The 15,073-nt window shown below is 65.2% G+C and carries 10 protein-coding genes; 5 read left to right on the top strand and 5 right to left on the bottom strand.

The window, feature by feature from the left end; all coding sequences use genetic code 11:
- Positions 1-132: 132 nt before the first annotated feature.
- Genes ABXH26_RS18680 through ABXH26_RS18670 form a run of 3 tightly spaced genes read right to left on the bottom strand, consistent with a single transcriptional unit; the run spans position 133 to position 2,444 of the window.
- Positions 133-774: a hypothetical protein gene (locus tag ABXH26_RS18680; RefSeq protein ID WP_353568625.1), complete on the bottom strand. Its 642-nt coding sequence runs from the start codon at positions 772-774 to the stop codon at positions 133-135.
- A 54-nt stretch (positions 775-828) separates the two neighbouring features.
- Positions 829-1,590, bottom strand: a complete 762-nt coding sequence (locus ABXH26_RS18675) for a helix-turn-helix transcriptional regulator (RefSeq protein ID WP_353568624.1) — start codon at positions 1,588-1,590, stop codon at positions 829-831.
- A gap of 20 nt (positions 1,591-1,610) precedes the next feature.
- A complete protein-coding gene (locus ABXH26_RS18670) occupies positions 1,611-2,444 on the bottom strand; it encodes a helix-turn-helix transcriptional regulator (RefSeq protein WP_353568623.1) in 834 nt (277 codons plus the stop codon).
- 186 nt (positions 2,445-2,630) lie between these two features.
- Between ABXH26_RS18670 and ABXH26_RS18665 the strand changes: the two genes are divergently transcribed.
- Entirely contained in the window at positions 2,631-2,783 is a 153-nt protein-coding gene (locus ABXH26_RS18665) for a hypothetical protein (RefSeq protein WP_353568622.1), read from the top strand.
- A 238-nt stretch (positions 2,784-3,021) separates the two neighbouring features.
- On the opposite strand, the gene ABXH26_RS18660 is transcribed toward ABXH26_RS18665, so the two are convergent.
- Positions 3,022-6,738, bottom strand: a complete 3,717-nt coding sequence (locus ABXH26_RS18660; protein ID WP_353568621.1) for a glycoside hydrolase family 2 TIM barrel-domain containing protein — start codon at positions 6,736-6,738, stop codon at positions 3,022-3,024.
- A 166-nt stretch (positions 6,739-6,904) separates the two neighbouring features.
- Here ABXH26_RS18660 and hflX point away from each other — a divergent pair, with 166 nt between their 5' ends.
- A complete protein-coding gene (gene hflX, locus ABXH26_RS18655) occupies positions 6,905-8,206 on the top strand; it encodes a GTPase HflX (protein WP_353568620.1) in 1,302 nt (433 codons plus the stop codon).
- Between the two features lie 166 nt (positions 8,207-8,372).
- Here the strand turns inward: hflX and ABXH26_RS18650 are convergent, their stop codons facing one another.
- The gene (locus ABXH26_RS18650) at positions 8,373-9,554 is read right to left on the bottom strand and encodes an ISAs1 family transposase (RefSeq protein WP_353568619.1); all 1,182 of its coding nucleotides are present in this window, start codon (positions 9,552-9,554) and stop codon (positions 8,373-8,375) included.
- Between the two features lie 460 nt (positions 9,555-10,014).
- Here ABXH26_RS18650 and ABXH26_RS18645 point away from each other — a divergent pair, with 460 nt between their 5' ends.
- The 3 genes from ABXH26_RS18645 to ABXH26_RS18635 all read left to right on the top strand — a co-directional run bounded on the left by ABXH26_RS18645 (position 10,015) and on the right by ABXH26_RS18635 (position 15,037).
- The gene (locus tag ABXH26_RS18645) at positions 10,015-10,542 is read left to right on the top strand and encodes a sigma-70 family RNA polymerase sigma factor (RefSeq protein ID WP_353568618.1); all 528 of its coding nucleotides are present in this window, start codon (positions 10,015-10,017) and stop codon (positions 10,540-10,542) included.
- The gene (locus ABXH26_RS18640) at positions 10,539-12,011 is read left to right on the top strand and encodes a FecR domain-containing protein (protein ID WP_353568617.1); all 1,473 of its coding nucleotides are present in this window, start codon (positions 10,539-10,541) and stop codon (positions 12,009-12,011) included. Before ABXH26_RS18645 ends, ABXH26_RS18640 begins: the two co-directional genes overlap by 4 nt.
- 80 nt (positions 12,012-12,091) lie before the next feature.
- A complete protein-coding gene (locus ABXH26_RS18635) occupies positions 12,092-15,037 on the top strand; it encodes an autotransporter-associated beta strand repeat-containing protein (RefSeq protein WP_353568616.1) in 2,946 nt (981 codons plus the stop codon).
- The last annotated feature ends 36 nt before the right edge of the window (positions 15,038-15,073 follow it).

Genomic DNA, 15,073 nt, shown 5'->3' with positions numbered 1-15,073 from the left:
TCATGATTGAGCGCTTAAGGAGAGTCGTTTTCTTCGACTCATTTGGCTCTGCAACCCCATGCCTTCCTCTCTGCCTCTGCGGAAAGTCGGCCCGCGTCCTCCAGATGCGCAAACCTGCCGGAGAGCCAGTTTTCATCTCATCATTCGGCGATTTCGCACAAGACACGATCCCACAACAAAAAAGCCACCCAATGCAGGGCAAGTGGGTTCCGGGACGGTTCCGTAGTAGGACCAAAGCGGGTTAATCTCACCCTGAGAAACATTGAACACCTCCACGTCATTTACAAGTGGGGAGGTGGAAACCCCCAGCCTTACGCTGAGCAATGATTCATTTACTTGCATTCCGGTTAGTCCATTCTCCGCATGATTCACATAGGTGAGCAGCAAGAAATCCTGATACGGAGCGGCAAATGCCCCACTCAGTTGGATCGTGGTCACCAGCCCGTCGGTCATCGCAACGGACGCTGTAATATTGGATGAATCAAAAAAATTGCTACCCACGTCTATCCCGGTGGCATCCACCACCTGCCGGTTAATGGTGTAGAAGTTGATCCCAAGGGAATCTCCAGAAACGATCCCTGAGTACGCTCCTCCGTGGTCATCGAACTGAAATGACCAATCACCCGTGAACTCCTCCACACCTTGAAAAGCCGGGTGAGAGGGATCGAACATCACACTGAAGCCTCCGAAAGCTCGGACGACGGCACTATTTGCCCGCTCGGCTATCAAAAAAACAATGGCGATCGAGCATGCTGCTGAAGCAATGGTCTTCATGGTGCCCATCCGGACAGAAATCGCCCTTTCCGTCATCCCCCCAAAACCGGGGTTTCAGGAATCGGAAAGCTTTGAAAATCCAAAGCGCTTCATCAGCACGGCATGGGAGTTCACTCCGAGCGTCCGGTAGAGGTCTCGGATGTAGCCATGCACCGTGTTCAGGCTGAGATCGAGGTGGGCGGCGATCCGCTTCCGATCCATCCCGTCAAGCAGGAGGTTGAGCACCATCCGCTGGCGCGGGGCCAGGTGAGGCACCTCGGCACCGCGGTCCACCGGCCAACCGATCTCATGGAGCCAGCGCACTTCCGAGAGCATGATATGGGCGATCGTTTTTTCCCTCAGCTCGAAGGGGGCATCGCCCACTCGGCGATAAACGGCGATCAGGCTCAGCGATTGTTCGTCCAGCACCCGGCCACTCAGCACGATGGGGCCGATGTCAGCCCGTTGCCACAGTTCGCCCACCCGGCCCGCACTTGAACGGTCATCGGGATCGATTTCCCGGCGCGTCATGGTCAGGAGGCGGTTTTCTTCGCCGGCCATCAACGCTTCGTAGAACGGCCAGGCTACCGCCGAGGCTTCGCGATCCTCCAAGCCTTCGAGGTAGCGGGCGAACCTGTCGTCATCAAAACCGTGATGGAGGAAATTCACGCAGGTCTGGCCTCCTCCTTCCCGGAATCCGCATCCCAAGGTCCAGACCCAGGAATCTGCCCGCACCAAATCGCAGATGCCGGCCATGAGAAAACGTTTCTTTTCCTCATGTCCGCCGGGAATAGCGACGGTATTGGCGAGCAGCCGGACCATTGCACGGGCATCCACTTCTTCAATCTGCGATGGAGTCATGGCTCTTGGTCGTGAAACCCGCCTGCTGGCGGTTCATCTCCTGCGCCGAGCCCGAAATGTCGCATCAGCCCGGCGTGAGAGTTCACCTTGAAGTGTCGGTAGATATCCCGAACATGCCCATGAACCGTGTTGAGCGATAAGCCGAGGTCGCAGGCGATCTCTTTGCGAGAATTCCCTTGGGCCAGAAGCTGAAGAATCTCTCTCTGGCGTTTAGGCAGGCCGGCCAAGGTCCGCCCGCTCTCGCTTCCCCAGCCTTCTTCGTGGAGCCAAGGAACCTCGGTTAGCACGATGTGGGCGAGACACGAATCGCGGGCACTGAACACCTGCCTTCCGGCGGTGCGGTAGAGGCCGATCCCGCTGAAACCACCCTTTCGCAGAGGCCACGCGGTCAGCATGAAGGAGCCGAGCCCTGCACGCCTCCATTTCCCATCCACACAGGCGTCGTAGTCGGGAATGTGATCCGGAAGGATTTCGCCGTCTCTGCGAGTCAGAGGAGTGCCCCTTTCAATTGCCTCCACAACGTATGACCCAAGAACCTCCTGAGCACGCGGATGTTCCAAGGCCTCGACGTAGTGAACGAACTGGGCCTCGGAAATGCCGCCGTGGAGCATGGCCACCTGCATTGGGGCCCGTCCGAGTTCCATGTGCACCAGAGACCAAGCCCACGCATCCGCGTCCACCAACGCGCACAAACCGTCCATCACCCTGCGCCTTTTGCCGCCCAGATCGTCATTCATGCCAACGACTTCCCCCAATAGCGAAACCAGGTTGCGGACATCGGCTTCATCCACAAACTCAGAGGAGTCCGAAAGGCAGCGAGGGGCATTCATGATCAACGGTCGTTATCGGGGGGCAGAGAAAAACGATGACCTGACACTACATTTTGTGGGCAACGATCGCGTCACGGTCAAGTCCGCTGCCGATCGATTTCGGCGGCCCCATGCCGCGAGCGCCTGTGGAGCCAACTGGTCTTCAGCGGATGGCCTCCGGTCCCTCTTCATCAACACCGCTGGCAGTTGCCGGCCACCACCACGTCGTCAAAAACCTGCCCGCGCGATCTTCCCGACCTTCCGCAGGTGTTCGTTGATGAATTCCACACCACGGCCGATGCCGCCGCCGTCGAGATCCTCAACCGCTGGCTCGAAACCACCCTTCCGCCACTTCCGTGACCCCACGCGATCGCGTCTCCAGCGATCGCGTGATGGTTAAAAATGCGGAACCGTTTCATTCTCCCACCGTCAGCCGCGCGAGCGGGGCGCCCGAAGGGGGAAAACGGACGACGGTCCGGCCGGAGGGAAGAACACCGCGCGACTCAGTTTCAAAGAACACAGTTACGGGAAAACAGGCGGCCCACAGTTTCCGGGGGGAAACGGTGGGCCGCCTTTTTTTTTCCGCCGTTTCAACCCTTCACGGAGCCACGATCGGAGTCACCTCCGCGGCGCTGGCCCATGGGCCCTGATAGACATCCGTCACCACCAGCCGCAGCCGACGAAGCTCCACCGGTCTCTTGAAATCGATCGTCTGGCCGCCGCTGCGATCCTCGAGGCGGCCTTTCGACAGGGTCTTCCACGATCCCGCGGCCTTCTTGCCCTCGATGCGGTAGCCGCGAATGCGCCCGTTGCGGCCGTCCTGACGAGCCACCACCTCGATGCCGGAGACCTTCTGCGTGTCCCCGAGGTCGATCTCCAGCTCGTGCGGCGGCTCGGGTCCGCGGTCCTTCCACTCGGTGTGCCAGTTGGTGTTCAGATCGCCGTCGATCGCGTTCTTCGCCTCGCCTTCGTCGCGCTGCACGCTGGAGGCGTGGGCCGACCACTTGGAGCGATCCACCCAGCGGGAAAACTCCCGCACCACCGGCGTGCCGGGGATTTCCCCAGCCGTCGAAGCGGGGATGGAAAGCACCCGTCCCGCCGCCCACTTCGAGGAAACGGCCACGGCTTTTCCATGCTCGTCCACGACTCTGCCCTTGCCGTCGAGGCGGAGGTCGCCCTCGCCGTTCCGCGTCGGGATCGCCACCGGTCCCACCGGAAAATCCGCCCTCAGCGTGGCCGGATCCCCGTTCGCCGGCAGCGGCCGGAAAGCCATGGTCAGCCGCCACGGCCCGCCTTTCACGCGGTAGCGATCCAGCGTGGCCGGCCCGCAGGAAGCACCGCCGAGGCCGGTCTGGGCGGCATCCAGCGTGAGCACCGTGGCATCGATGGTTTTCAGCTCGGTCGGATGCCGGGCCGAGGAAAGTTCCTCATCGGTGAGGTTCATCGCCGAGAACCCGAACGGCTCGCCGCTCCACACCAGCAGACCGCCGGCCTTTCCTTTCAGCGCGACCCAGTCGGTATCCTCACGGTTGCCCATGAACTGCGGCCTCACGTAGGGTTCGAAGAACTCGTTGACCGGTTTTTCGTAGCGCCCGATTGCGCTGCCCGACTTGCGGTCGGGATAGTTTTCCCACGGTCCCCTGCCCTGCCATTCCACCTGCGAAAGCGCGGGATCGAGGAACATCCGCAGCCCGGCGCGCGGCAGCACCAGGTCCGGCTCGGACGGCACGAGCACGGCATCGAGCAGCACCGTGCCGTCGGCCGAAAAGGTGTAGGTCATCGAGGTGTCGCACCAGAAGCCGGCCCCGCCGACCGCCTTGGCGAGCACGCTCACCTGCACCGCCGGCTTTTCGCGCACCTGCACCACCACGTCCTCGAGCTTCAGGTCGCGCAGTCCGGCCCGCTCCCACTCGCCGGAGACCCATTTGTCGTTGTCGCCGGGCGCGCGGAACAGGTTCACCTGCGGGCCACGGCCGTCCTTGAGCACTTCCCGCCCGCCGTATTTCAGCGAAACGAGCCGCCCCGCCGCCTTGTCGAAGCGCGCCTCGAAGTCCGCGCCGCTCAAGCTCACCGAGTCGTCCGTTTCCGCCACGCGGGTCCCCTCGGCCAGCTGGCCGGCCGTCAGCGGGGTCGCTCCCAGCTCGAACTGCCGCCACGCCACCACGTGCCCCTTCGGCGCCCAGGGCGTCTCCTTTTTCAGCACCAGCATCACCGACATCAGGTAGCGCGTGCCCGGCTCGTGTCCGGCCTCGATGCCGTCCGGGATGGCGACCTCCACCGTTTCCCACGGCTTCATTTCCGGACACGGCACGGTGGTGCGGGCGACCTCGCGGCCGTTCGCCTCCAGCGTGAACACCAGCTCGTGCAGCTGGCCAGGTGAAGTGTGGAACAGCTCGTTGCGGAAGGTCAGCCTGCCGTCCTGATAGACGAACTCCGCCGGCTGATAGCTCGACTTCACCTGCCAGGTCTTGGCGTTCGGCGTGTGGTCGGGCTGGACGATGCCGTTGCAGCAGAAGTTGCCGTCATTCGGCCGGTCGCCGAAGTCGCCGCCGTAGGCGAAAAACCAGTCCCGCCCGTCGGGCGAGACCTGACCGGGAGCGGCCTGCTTTTTCAGCCCCTGATCGACCCAGTCCCAGATGCAGCCGCCGATGAGCCGCTTGTGCGTCTCGAAGGCCTCCACATACTCGTCCAGGTTGCCCGTCGCGTTGCCCATCGAGTGCGCGTATTCGCACAAAAAGACCGGCCTTGATGACTTCTCCGAGCCGGTCTGGTTGAGGAAATCGACCGAGGGATACATGTGCGAGTTCATGTCATCGTGCTTCGCCGGATCCGGGAAACCCTCGTAGTGGATCGGGTGGGTCGGATCGAGCTTGCGCAGCGCGTCGGCCGCGACCTCGAAGTTCCGGCCGTTGCCCGCCTCGTTCCCCAGCGACCAGAAGGCCACCGCGGCGTGGTTCTTGTCGCGCTGATACATGTCCAGCACCCGCTCCACGTGAGCCTCCCGCCAGTTCTTCTGCCGGCTCAGCGATTCGTCGCCGTAGCCGTAGCCGTGGGTCTCGATGTTCGCCTCGGCCACCAGCAGGATGCCGTATTGGTCGCACAGCTCGAGCCAGCGCGGATGGTTCGGGTAGTGGCTGGTGCGGACGCTGTTGATGTTGAAGCGCTTCATCAGCTTCACCTCGTCCTCCATCTGCTGGTCGGTCACGTAGCGGCCGGTCTCCGGGTTGTGCTCGTGCCGATCGACGCCCTTGAAGATGAACGGCCGTCCATTGACCAGGAACTCGCCCTCGTCGCTGAAGCCGAGCTGGTGGAAGCCCACCCGGTGGCGTTGCGCGGACAGCGTCTTGCCCGCGCCGTCGGTGGTGGAAATGACGAGCGTGTAGAGGTTCGGCGTTTCCCCGGTCCACAACAGCGGGTCCTCCAGGCGTCCGCCGATCGTGCCGGAGCCGGACGACGCGCCGCTCCACACCACCTTGCCGGCCGGATCGACCAGCTCGGCCTTCGCCGTCACCCCGCGGGCCGGCTTTTTCCCCGGCGTGGCATAGTCGACCTCCAGCCGGATGTCCGCCGCCGAGAAGTCGTCGGAAAGATCATACTTGAAGGCATAGTCGCGCAGCCAGGTCGGCGGCGTCGCGTAGAGCATCACATCGCGGAAAATCCCCGACAACCGCCAGAAATCCTGGTCCTCCATGTAGGAGCCGTCGCTCCAGCGATAGACCTCCACCGCCAGCGTGTTCGTGCCCGGGCGCAAGTACGGCGTCAGTCGGAATTCCGCCGGCAGGTAGCTGTCCTGCGAGTAGCCGACCTTTTCGCCGTTGACCCACAGATAGAAGGCCGACTCGACCCCGCCGAAGTGGATGAACACCTCGCCGCCCTTCCAGGTTTCCGGCACGGTGAAGTCGCGGCGGTAGGAGCCGACCTCGTTGCGGTTCTCGTAGGCCGTCCAGTCGCGGGGCGGTTCGTCCGTCACCCTCGGGGCATCCCTTTTGAACGGATAGGTGATGTTGGTGTAGATCGGCACGCCGAAACCCTGCGTCTGCCAGTTGCCCGGCACCTTGATGGTTTTCCACGAGGAAACGTTGAAGGTCGGCTTCTCGAAGCCCTCCGCCCGATCCTCCGGCCGCTTCGCGAAATGGAAGGCCCACTCGCCGTTGAGCGACTGCACCCGCGACGACTCGCGCCAGTCCTTGGTCAGCGCTTCGTCGCGACTCGCGAAGGGCAGCGAGAACACCCGGGCCGGCTCCTTGTCGATCGCCCGGACCTGCTCGTTTTCCCAATCGGGTGCCGCCTGCGCCACCATGCAGCCCCAAATCATCCATCCCGCGATCCGGAATCCTCTCGTCAATGTGCTCGGCTCTCTCACGTTTCTGCCCCAGCATACGCACCCGCCCGCCGGAACATTCCACCCCCGAAGCGGTAGGAATACGGCCGAGCCTTGCCGCTTGCTAGCAGCCACCGCCTGCTCTACCTCCCCACCACCGATGTTCGAGGTCCGCGAAAAGCCCCAGATGGTCGAGCGCGCGCTGCTGGTGCGCCTGTATTTCGACCCCCGCGAAGCCGATGAGTCCGAGGCCCTGCTCGAAGAGCTCGGCGAACTCGTCAACACCCTCGGCATCGGCATCGCCGACAAGGTCCTCGCCAAGTCGCGCTCGATGCACCGGAAATTCCTCTGCGGCACCGGCAAGGCCGCCGAAATCGTCGAGCTGGCCAAGGCCCACGAGTGCGATTGCATCGTCTTCGACAACCAGCTCGCCCCCTCCCAGCAGCGCGAGTGGGAACGCGCCGCCGACCTGTGCGTGATCGACCGCGAAGAGGTCATCCTCGATATCTTCGCCAAGCGCGCGCAAACGAAAGAGGCCCGGCTCCAGGTCGAGCTCGCCCGCATGCAATACGCCTTGCCGCGCATGGCCCGGATGTGGGGCCACCTCGACCGCGAAGGCGGCGGCGGCTCCGGCGGCTCGGCCGCCGCGCGGGGCATGGGCGAAAAGCAGATCGAGGTCGACCGCCGGATCGCCCGCACCCGCATCGACCGCGCCCAGCGCGAGCTGGAGCTCGTCCGCAAGCAACGCGCCACCCAGCGCGCCGCCCGCGAAAAGTTCGAGACGCCGCACGCCGCCATCGTCGGCTACACCAACGCCGGCAAGTCCACCCTCCTCAACCACCTCTCCGGCGCCGACGTGATGGCCAAGGACATGCTCTTCGCCACCCTCGACACCACCACCCGCAGCATCGAGCTGCCCGACGGCCAGCCGCTCCTGCTCACCGACACCGTCGGTTTCGTCCGGAACCTCCCCCACCGACTCGTCGAGGCCTTCAAGGCCACCCTCGAGGAAGCCGTGCTCGCCGATTTCCTGATCCACGTGCTCGACGCCTCCGCGCCCGAGGTCGAGCGCTTCCACGACACCACCCTCGAGGTTCTCGCCGAGCTCGGGGCCGGGGAAAAAACCACCGTCACCGTGTTGAACAAGATCGACCGGGTGGACGATCCCGATCAACTCGCGCTCCTCGACCGGCTCTACCCCGATGCCATCCGCGCCTCCGCGCTGTCCGGGGAAAACATGGACGCCATCCTGACCGCCTGCTCGGCGGTCCTCGCCGACCGCGTCCGCCGCCAGCGCTACCGCATCCCCCAGGCCCGCGCCGACCTCATCGGCCTCCTCCACCGCGACGCCAAGATCCTTTCCACCGACTACGAAGGCAACGACATCCTCGTCCACGCCGTCGTCCCCGACGCCATCGCCGGCCGGCTGGAGGACTTCATCGCCGCCCCGATCGCAGGGTGAGGAGCGGTTGGGGACGGCGGGCATGGACCGCCGGGCAGGGCGACGGAAGCGGGGTTGTGGGGAGAGCTGCTTCGAGTTCCTTGCAGCCGGGTTTTCGTGGAAAGCGCCGGTTTGGCCTCGAACTGGCTCGCGTGAGGAAAAGCGCTCCACCCTCCTGCCAGGGCCCCTACATTAGGGAGAGGAGTTTTTCGAGGTAGGTCTCGTCACTGGCTGCGCGCAGTTCGCGTTTCGGCAGGCTCTTGGGCTTCTTGCCTTCCTGAGGCATGCGATTGTGGGCGTTGAGAGCGATGCGGCGCAGGGTTGAGAGGTTGGCGGCAGCGTGGCGGTCGCGGGGCTGGTTGTGGTCCTCGCGGCAGATCGCGTCGAGCACCCAGTGGCAGCGGTTCTCGATGCCCCAGTGGCCCCGGATGTAGCCGAGCATTTCTGCCGCGCGGGTCTCTCCGAGACTGCTGATGTGATAGCTCGTCTCGCTGCGGGTCTTGCCGCCGCCGAGTGTCGTGTGGCGGTGGACCATGACCACGCTGGCCAGTCCGGGCCATTCGCCGCGCACCGTTTGGTCCATCCAGGAGAGATCGTGGCAGACGAGGATGGAGCGGGTCTCGCTACGGTCATGGCCGCTCTCATCGGTGCGCGCCGCGCTCCAGCGCTCCTTGTCGAGCTTCTTGTCGGAAAGCTGCCGCAGGGCGAAGTCGAACTGGTCGCGCAGTTCGTCGTGAAGCCGTCTTTGGTTGGCTTTCACGCAGAGGATGTAGTCGCCGCCACCCTCGACGATCTGTCCGGCGATGGCGCGCTGGGTACCCATGGCGTCGAGCGTGACGACCATCCCCTTGAGGTTGAGCATGGCCAGCAGTTCGGGAATCGCGGTGATCTCGTTGCTTTTGTCGCCGACGAAGGCCTGGGCAAGGGTGACCCCGGACTCGCAGGCCCAGGCGCTCACGGCGTGGACGTGGGAGAGCTCGCCACTGCGGCTGCCACGCAGAGCCTTGCCATCGATGGCGATCTGCCCGGCGGTGATCTCGAAGCCGGCCTGCCGGAGGTGCTCGGCGATGCAACCGGCGAACGCGGCGGGATCGATGGACTGGAAGATGCGCGAGAAGGTGTTGGCGCAAGGGATGCCGTGGGGCAGCTTGAGCCACTTGCGCAGCCACTTCTCGCGCAGCTCGCAGAACTCCTCCATCAGTTCGTAGCTGCGCACGCCGCAGAGCAGCGCGGCGAGGGCCATGAAGAGGATCTCACCGAAGTGGTGGCGAGTGTTGCCGCCGTTGCGCGGGTCGGTGATCGTCGCGAAGGTTTCGAAGCCTTCGGGAAAGCCTTGGGAGTAGTCGGTCTTGTTTGGATTGCGAGGCATCCGGCCAGCGTGATGCCACCAAATATGGTGTACCAGCCTTTTATGCCACTCTCCCTTGAGAGTCCCCTAATGTAGGAGCCCTGACCCTCCTGCCCGGCGGTCGATGCCCGCCGCCCCTTGCGAGTTGCGTCGGGTCTCTGGAAGCGGTTTTTCGAGAAGAGAGGCTCACGGGGGCGGCGGGCATGGACCGCCGGGCTGGGTGGTGGAAGCAGGGTGTGGGGAGAGCTGCTTCGAGTTCCCTGCAGCCGGGTTTTTCGTGGGAAGCGCCGGTTTGGCCTCGAACTGGCTCGCGTGGGGAAAAGCGCTCCACCCTCCTGCCCGGCGGTCGATGCCCGCCGCCCCTTGCGACTTGCTTCAAGAAGAAGTTTCGCCGGCGACGCGGCGCGGGTTTTCCCTAGGTTCCAGGGTTTGCACTAAACCTCGGCGACGGGCCGGGTGTAGGTGGCTGCAAACCCAACCCATGCCCGACACCGATCCAACGCTCGACGAATTCGTCGAGCAACTGACCCGCCACCAGATGGACCTCATCTATTTCATCCGTACCCTGACCGGCGACGTCCATGCCGCGATGGATATCCGGCAGGCGGTGAACATGGTGCTGTGGAAGAAGCGCTCGAAGTTCCAGCCGGGCACCAATTTCCGCGGCTGGGCGTTCCGGATCGCCCAGTTCGAGGTGAAAAAGTACCTGCGCTCGCAGCGCCGCTCGCGGGTGATCGCCTTCGATGACAAGCTGCTCGAGCTTTACACCGAGGAGTTCGAGGCGGTGGCCGACCAGCTGCCCGAGCGCCGCCGCGCGCTGTCCCACTGCATCACCAAGCTCACGCCGAAGGATCTGGAGCTGCTGCGGCACCGCTACTGGACGAGCGAGTCGCTGGACGTGCTCGCCGCCGCCACCAACCGCAGCGTGGGCACGCTGAAGGCCCGGCTTCACCAGATCCGATCGTCGCTGCGCCTCTGCATCGAACGGCAACTCTCCTCCGCCCCATGAAAGGCCGCGACGAAACCGAGCAACTGATCCACGAACTGGTCGATGGCTCGATCGAGCCGGAGGACTTCGCCCGGCTTCAGGAAATCCTGCGGACGGACCGGGAGGCCCGGCAGAAGTACTACGCGCTGACCTGCACCGACCAGCTGCTGTGCGAGCGCTTCGAGTCCTCGGAGCTGGCCTTTGCCCGCCACGCCTCGCGCCACCGGTGGTCGGAGAAACGGCAGCACGGCCACCCTTGGGCGTGGTCGCTCTCCGTGGCGGCGCTGGTCATGCTGGTGGGGTTCCTGGCGCTGTTCCTGATCAGCTCCCCCACGCCGCCGGTGCCGCTCACCGTTTCCCCCGACGCGAGCTTCCTGATCGATGGCCACCGCCCGGCGGAGCTGGAGTGGAAAATCTCCGAGCGGCTCGATGCGCAGAGCGGCGTGGTCGCCGCCCGCATCAATGCCTCGACCACCCTGTGCCTGGAAAGCCCGGCCTCGGTGATCCTGCTCGACGACCAGGGCAGCTTCGAGCTGCTCAACGGTCGCGCCTGGGTGGAAACGCAGGGCTCGGCACCGGACTTCCTGACCAAGCTGCGGGGGGCCACGATCCGCCACCTGGGCACCCGTTTCGGCGTCCTCGCCGACCAGGACAAGGTCGGCGAGGTCCACGTGGAGGAGGGCAAGGTCTCGCTCGAGCGGCCGAACGAAGCGCCGGTGATCCTCGTCGATGGCGAGGCATCCCGCTGGTCGTTCCAGCGGCCGCCGCATCCGGTGGAATGCAATGCCGCCGGCTTCCAGCACTCGCTGCCATCGGAATCGATCCTGTTTCTCGATGACTTCAACGAGCCCGCCGGCACGCTGCTGCGGAGCAAGGAGCCGGATGTGGGCAACTACTGGCTGCCGCTGAAGGAGAAGACCCCGACCCGCGTCGGCGGCGGCTTGCTCGACACCTCGGGCGGCTACCGCCATCTCAGCGCGTCTTTCCGCACCCGCCACTTCGGCGATGGCCGCCATCTTTTCCTGGTGACGGTGACCACCACCCCGCCGTCCCGGCTTTCCGACAAGACCAGCCGCCTGGGTGGTTCCGAGGGCATCCGGCTGTGGGACGATTCCGGCTCGTCGCTTTGCTCGCTGGTCGCCCTGGCGAAAGACGGGCATCGCTGGCGTTTGCGCGACGAGGTGACGGGCAAGGAGTCCGGATCGCTGGACCTTTCCGCGCTCGAGGCGCACCAACTCACCCTCTGCTTCGAGCCGGACAGCGGCCGCCTTTCGCTCTACGAGGGCGCGACGGCCCAAGGCAAGCAGCTCGCCCGCATTCCGTGCAAAGCGGCAAACTACCCGGTCTCGCTGACCGTCGACAACGACGATGGCGGTGACCTCGCGCTGACCCGGCTGAAGGTCACCAGCGTGAGCTACCCGAGGAGAAAGGATTCCGCCTCCGATGCTAATTCTTCGGGTGCCAATGACATGGAGCATGAAGGCGACTGAGGGCCTCCCAACCCGGGGGAGCCATCGTCGTCCTTCCCCGCCCAGGGGAAGGACCTCTTCCAAACCCAACCTCAAACCCCATGAACCCACTGCACCGACCCCAAGTCGTCGGCGCCAGGACCATGCTCCTGGCAGCCTCCTCGCTCACCGTCATCGCCGCCCGTTCGGCCGACTTCCAGTATTACCGTTTCACCCCGACGCACCTGCGGGATGACGCGGCCGCCAACAGCATCCAGATGTCCGAGCTCGGCTTCATGGATGCCATCGGCGACCTGGACCTCACCGGGGTCACGATCACCAACCCCGGCGGCCGCAGCCCGGCGGCAGAACCGCCCGCCAGCCTGATCGACGGCTCCATCGACAGCAAATGGCTGGACTTCAACAAGGCGCCGGTGGTGATCGACTTCGGCACCCCGACCACGGTGACCGGCTACTTCCTGGCCACCGCCAACGATGCCCCGGAGCGCGACCCGCTGCGCTGGAAGCTGGAAGGCAGTGCCGACGGCATGACCTGGATCTTGCTCGATGAAATGACGAGCGACGCCGCGGTGCCAACCGAGCGCAAGACCTACACGGCGGACTTCCTGCTACCCGTCACGCCGGACTCGTCCGCCACTGCATGGACCGGCGTCGTCAACGCCAGCTGGAACACCACCGACGCGAACTGGCTGCACGACACCGCGACGCCCTGGGTCAACGCCAACTTCTGGAGCGCGGTGTTTCCAAGCGGAGCCCCGACCGCGGTGACCTTGACCGAGCCGGTGTCCGCCCGCGCCCTCGACTTCCAGGCCCCCGGCTACACGATCGCCGGGGACACGCTCACGCTGTCGGGCATCCCGCGCATCCACACGCCGGAAGACGCCACCATTTCCTCGATCCTGGCCGGCACCTCCGGGATGCGGAAGACCGGCGGCGGCACGCTGACCCTGACCGGCGACAGCGCGTACAGCAGCTTCACCTCGATCAGCAGCGGCACGCTCAAATACGCCGGCGCCGCCACCAAGTCGACGCTCGGTGGGCTGGAGGTCGGCATCGTCGACTCCACCGCCGTCCTCGATCTTTCCTCTTCGGAAAGCATATCCTTCAGCGGCAGCACGGGGGTCGGAAACGGCGCGAACGCCACGGGGGTGATCCGGCAGCGCAGCGGCACCACGGTCTTCGGCGATGGCGGTGGCATCAACTATCTCACCATCGCCAATGGCACCGATGCCTTCGGAGCGCTTGAAATCTCCGGCGGCAGCATCTCGTCCGCCATCGATTCCGGCATCCGCATCGGCTGGAACAACGCCGGCACGCTGGTCCAGACCGGTGGCAGCCTCACCGCCAACCGCTGGTTCGCGATCGGCGGGCCGGACGCCACCGGCGTGGCCAGCTTCCTCGGCGGCACCACCACCATCGCCTCCAGCTGGCGCCTGATCGCCGGCGACCAGACCGGGGCCTTCGGCGTCATCAACCTCGGCACGATGGCGGGAGGCGACGCCACGCTGGTCGGTCTGCGCCCCAATCCGGAGGACGGCTCGATCCTCATCGGAGTCGGCGAAGCGACCGGCTATTTCAACCTCAACAGCGGCGTGGCCGAGCTCAGCGGCTCGATCTACAGCGGTCCGGGTTTTTCCCAGCTGAATGCCAACGGAGGAACGGTGCGGGCGGCGCTCGAAGGCGTCGATCTCATCAAGGCGGGCCTTTTGACCGTGATGCAGCGCGGCGGAATGACGGTCGATACCAACGGCTTCAACGCCTCCCTTTCGGCCGACCTCGTCCAGCCCTTCGGGACCGGCATTTACCTCACGGACGGCAACCTCGCCGTGCCCTCCGGCGGCTCCGGCCATGTGGCCGCGCCGCTGGTGGGGATCGAGTCGGACAGCCTGCTCGGCCACGGCGCGATGGCCGTGGCCAACCTGACCGACGGCGTGGTCACCAGCATCACGCTCACCGCGCCCGGCGAAGATTACGAGGTGGGCGATACGCTCACCATCTCCTTCGTCGGCGGGGGTGCCGACACCCCGGCGGCGGAATTCGAACACGTGCTGACGGCGGCGGACCTCGACGATTCCTCGCAGGGCGATCTCGTGAAAACCGGTGCCGGCACGCTCACGCTCAGCGGCACCTCCGACTACATCGGCGCGACGCTGGTGAACGAAGGCACCCTGGCCGCCAACGGCGTGCTCGGCACGACCTCCCTCGAAGTGGCCGCCGGAGCGACGCTCACCGGCGCGCTGGACACGGAGGGTCCGGTGACGATCCACGGCGCCTTCGCCCCGGGCGACGGCGTGGGCACGGCCACAGGCACCGATGGCTTGACGCTCCACCCCGGCTCCACCTTCGCCGTGGAAATCGCCGACTGGACGGGCGTCGCCGGGACGGGCTTCGACACGGCGAGCTTCGACTCGCTGGCGATCGCCGCCACCTCCGGTGAAAAGCTGACCATCGAGGTCGACGGCACCGGCATCGCGAACTTCAGCGAGAGTGCGGCGTCGTTCGTGATCGCCTCCGCCAGCTCGGCTCCGACCGGCCTGACGACCGACAACTGGCAGGTGACCGCCAGCAATTTCCCCGGCACCGGCAGCTGGTCGCTGGAGGTCAGCGGAAACGATCTGGTGCTCAGCTACGAAGCCGGCGTGGGCGGCTACAGCACCTGGGTGGCGGAGTATCCCGGACTTTCCGACGCCACGCCGGAAGGTGATCCGGACATGGACGGCCTGGTCAACCTGCTGGAGTACGTGCTGGATGGCGACCCGACCAGCGGCACCCAGGACCACCTGCCGACCGGCGAGATCCAGGGCACCGACTTCGTGTTCAGCTTCGTCCGCCGGACCGACTCGAAGTCCGACACCACGCAGGTCTTCGAATACGGCAGCGATCTCGTGAGCTGGACCGGGGTGCCGATCCCGGCCACCTCGTCGGGGCAGGTCACGATTGTTCCGGACGCCCCGGCCGCCGGCCAGGAGACCGTGACGGTGACCGTCCCTACCTCGAGCGCTGCCGGCGGCAAGCTGTTTGGCCGGCTGACGGCTGCTCGTCCCTGATCGATTTTTCTCGTGGGTTGGATGCCGCGTGGGAAG

The organism is Haloferula sargassicola, assembly GCF_040362925.1.
In the GTDB taxonomy this organism is placed as follows: Bacteria; Verrucomicrobiota; Verrucomicrobiia; order Verrucomicrobiales; family Akkermansiaceae; genus Haloferula; species Haloferula sargassicola.
The sequence above is the reverse complement of the archived record's forward strand: the minus strand, read 5'-3'. Positions and strand labels throughout refer to the sequence as shown.

Excerpts from the sequence above, each read along its gene's own strand:
- ABXH26_RS18645 (WP_353568618.1), top strand. The coding sequence starts at position 10,015 with ATGCCCGACACCGATCCAACGCTCGACGAATTCGTCGAGCAACTGACC.
- ABXH26_RS18680 (WP_353568625.1), bottom strand. The coding sequence starts at position 774 with ATGAAGACCATTGCTTCAGCAGCATGCTCGATCGCCATTGTTTTTTTG.
- ABXH26_RS18670 (WP_353568623.1), bottom strand. The coding sequence starts at position 2,444 with ATGAATGCCCCTCGCTGCCTTTCGGACTCCTCTGAGTTTGTGGATGAA.
- ABXH26_RS18640 (WP_353568617.1), top strand. The coding sequence starts at position 10,539 with ATGAAAGGCCGCGACGAAACCGAGCAACTGATCCACGAACTGGTCGAT.
- ABXH26_RS18635 (WP_353568616.1), top strand. The coding sequence starts at position 12,092 with ATGAACCCACTGCACCGACCCCAAGTCGTCGGCGCCAGGACCATGCTC.
- hflX (WP_353568620.1), top strand. The coding sequence starts at position 6,905 with ATGTTCGAGGTCCGCGAAAAGCCCCAGATGGTCGAGCGCGCGCTGCTG.
- ABXH26_RS18650 (WP_353568619.1), bottom strand. The coding sequence starts at position 9,554 with ATGCCTCGCAATCCAAACAAGACCGACTACTCCCAAGGCTTTCCCGAA.
- ABXH26_RS18660 (WP_353568621.1), bottom strand. The coding sequence starts at position 6,738 with ATGATTTGGGGCTGCATGGTGGCGCAGGCGGCACCCGATTGGGAAAAC.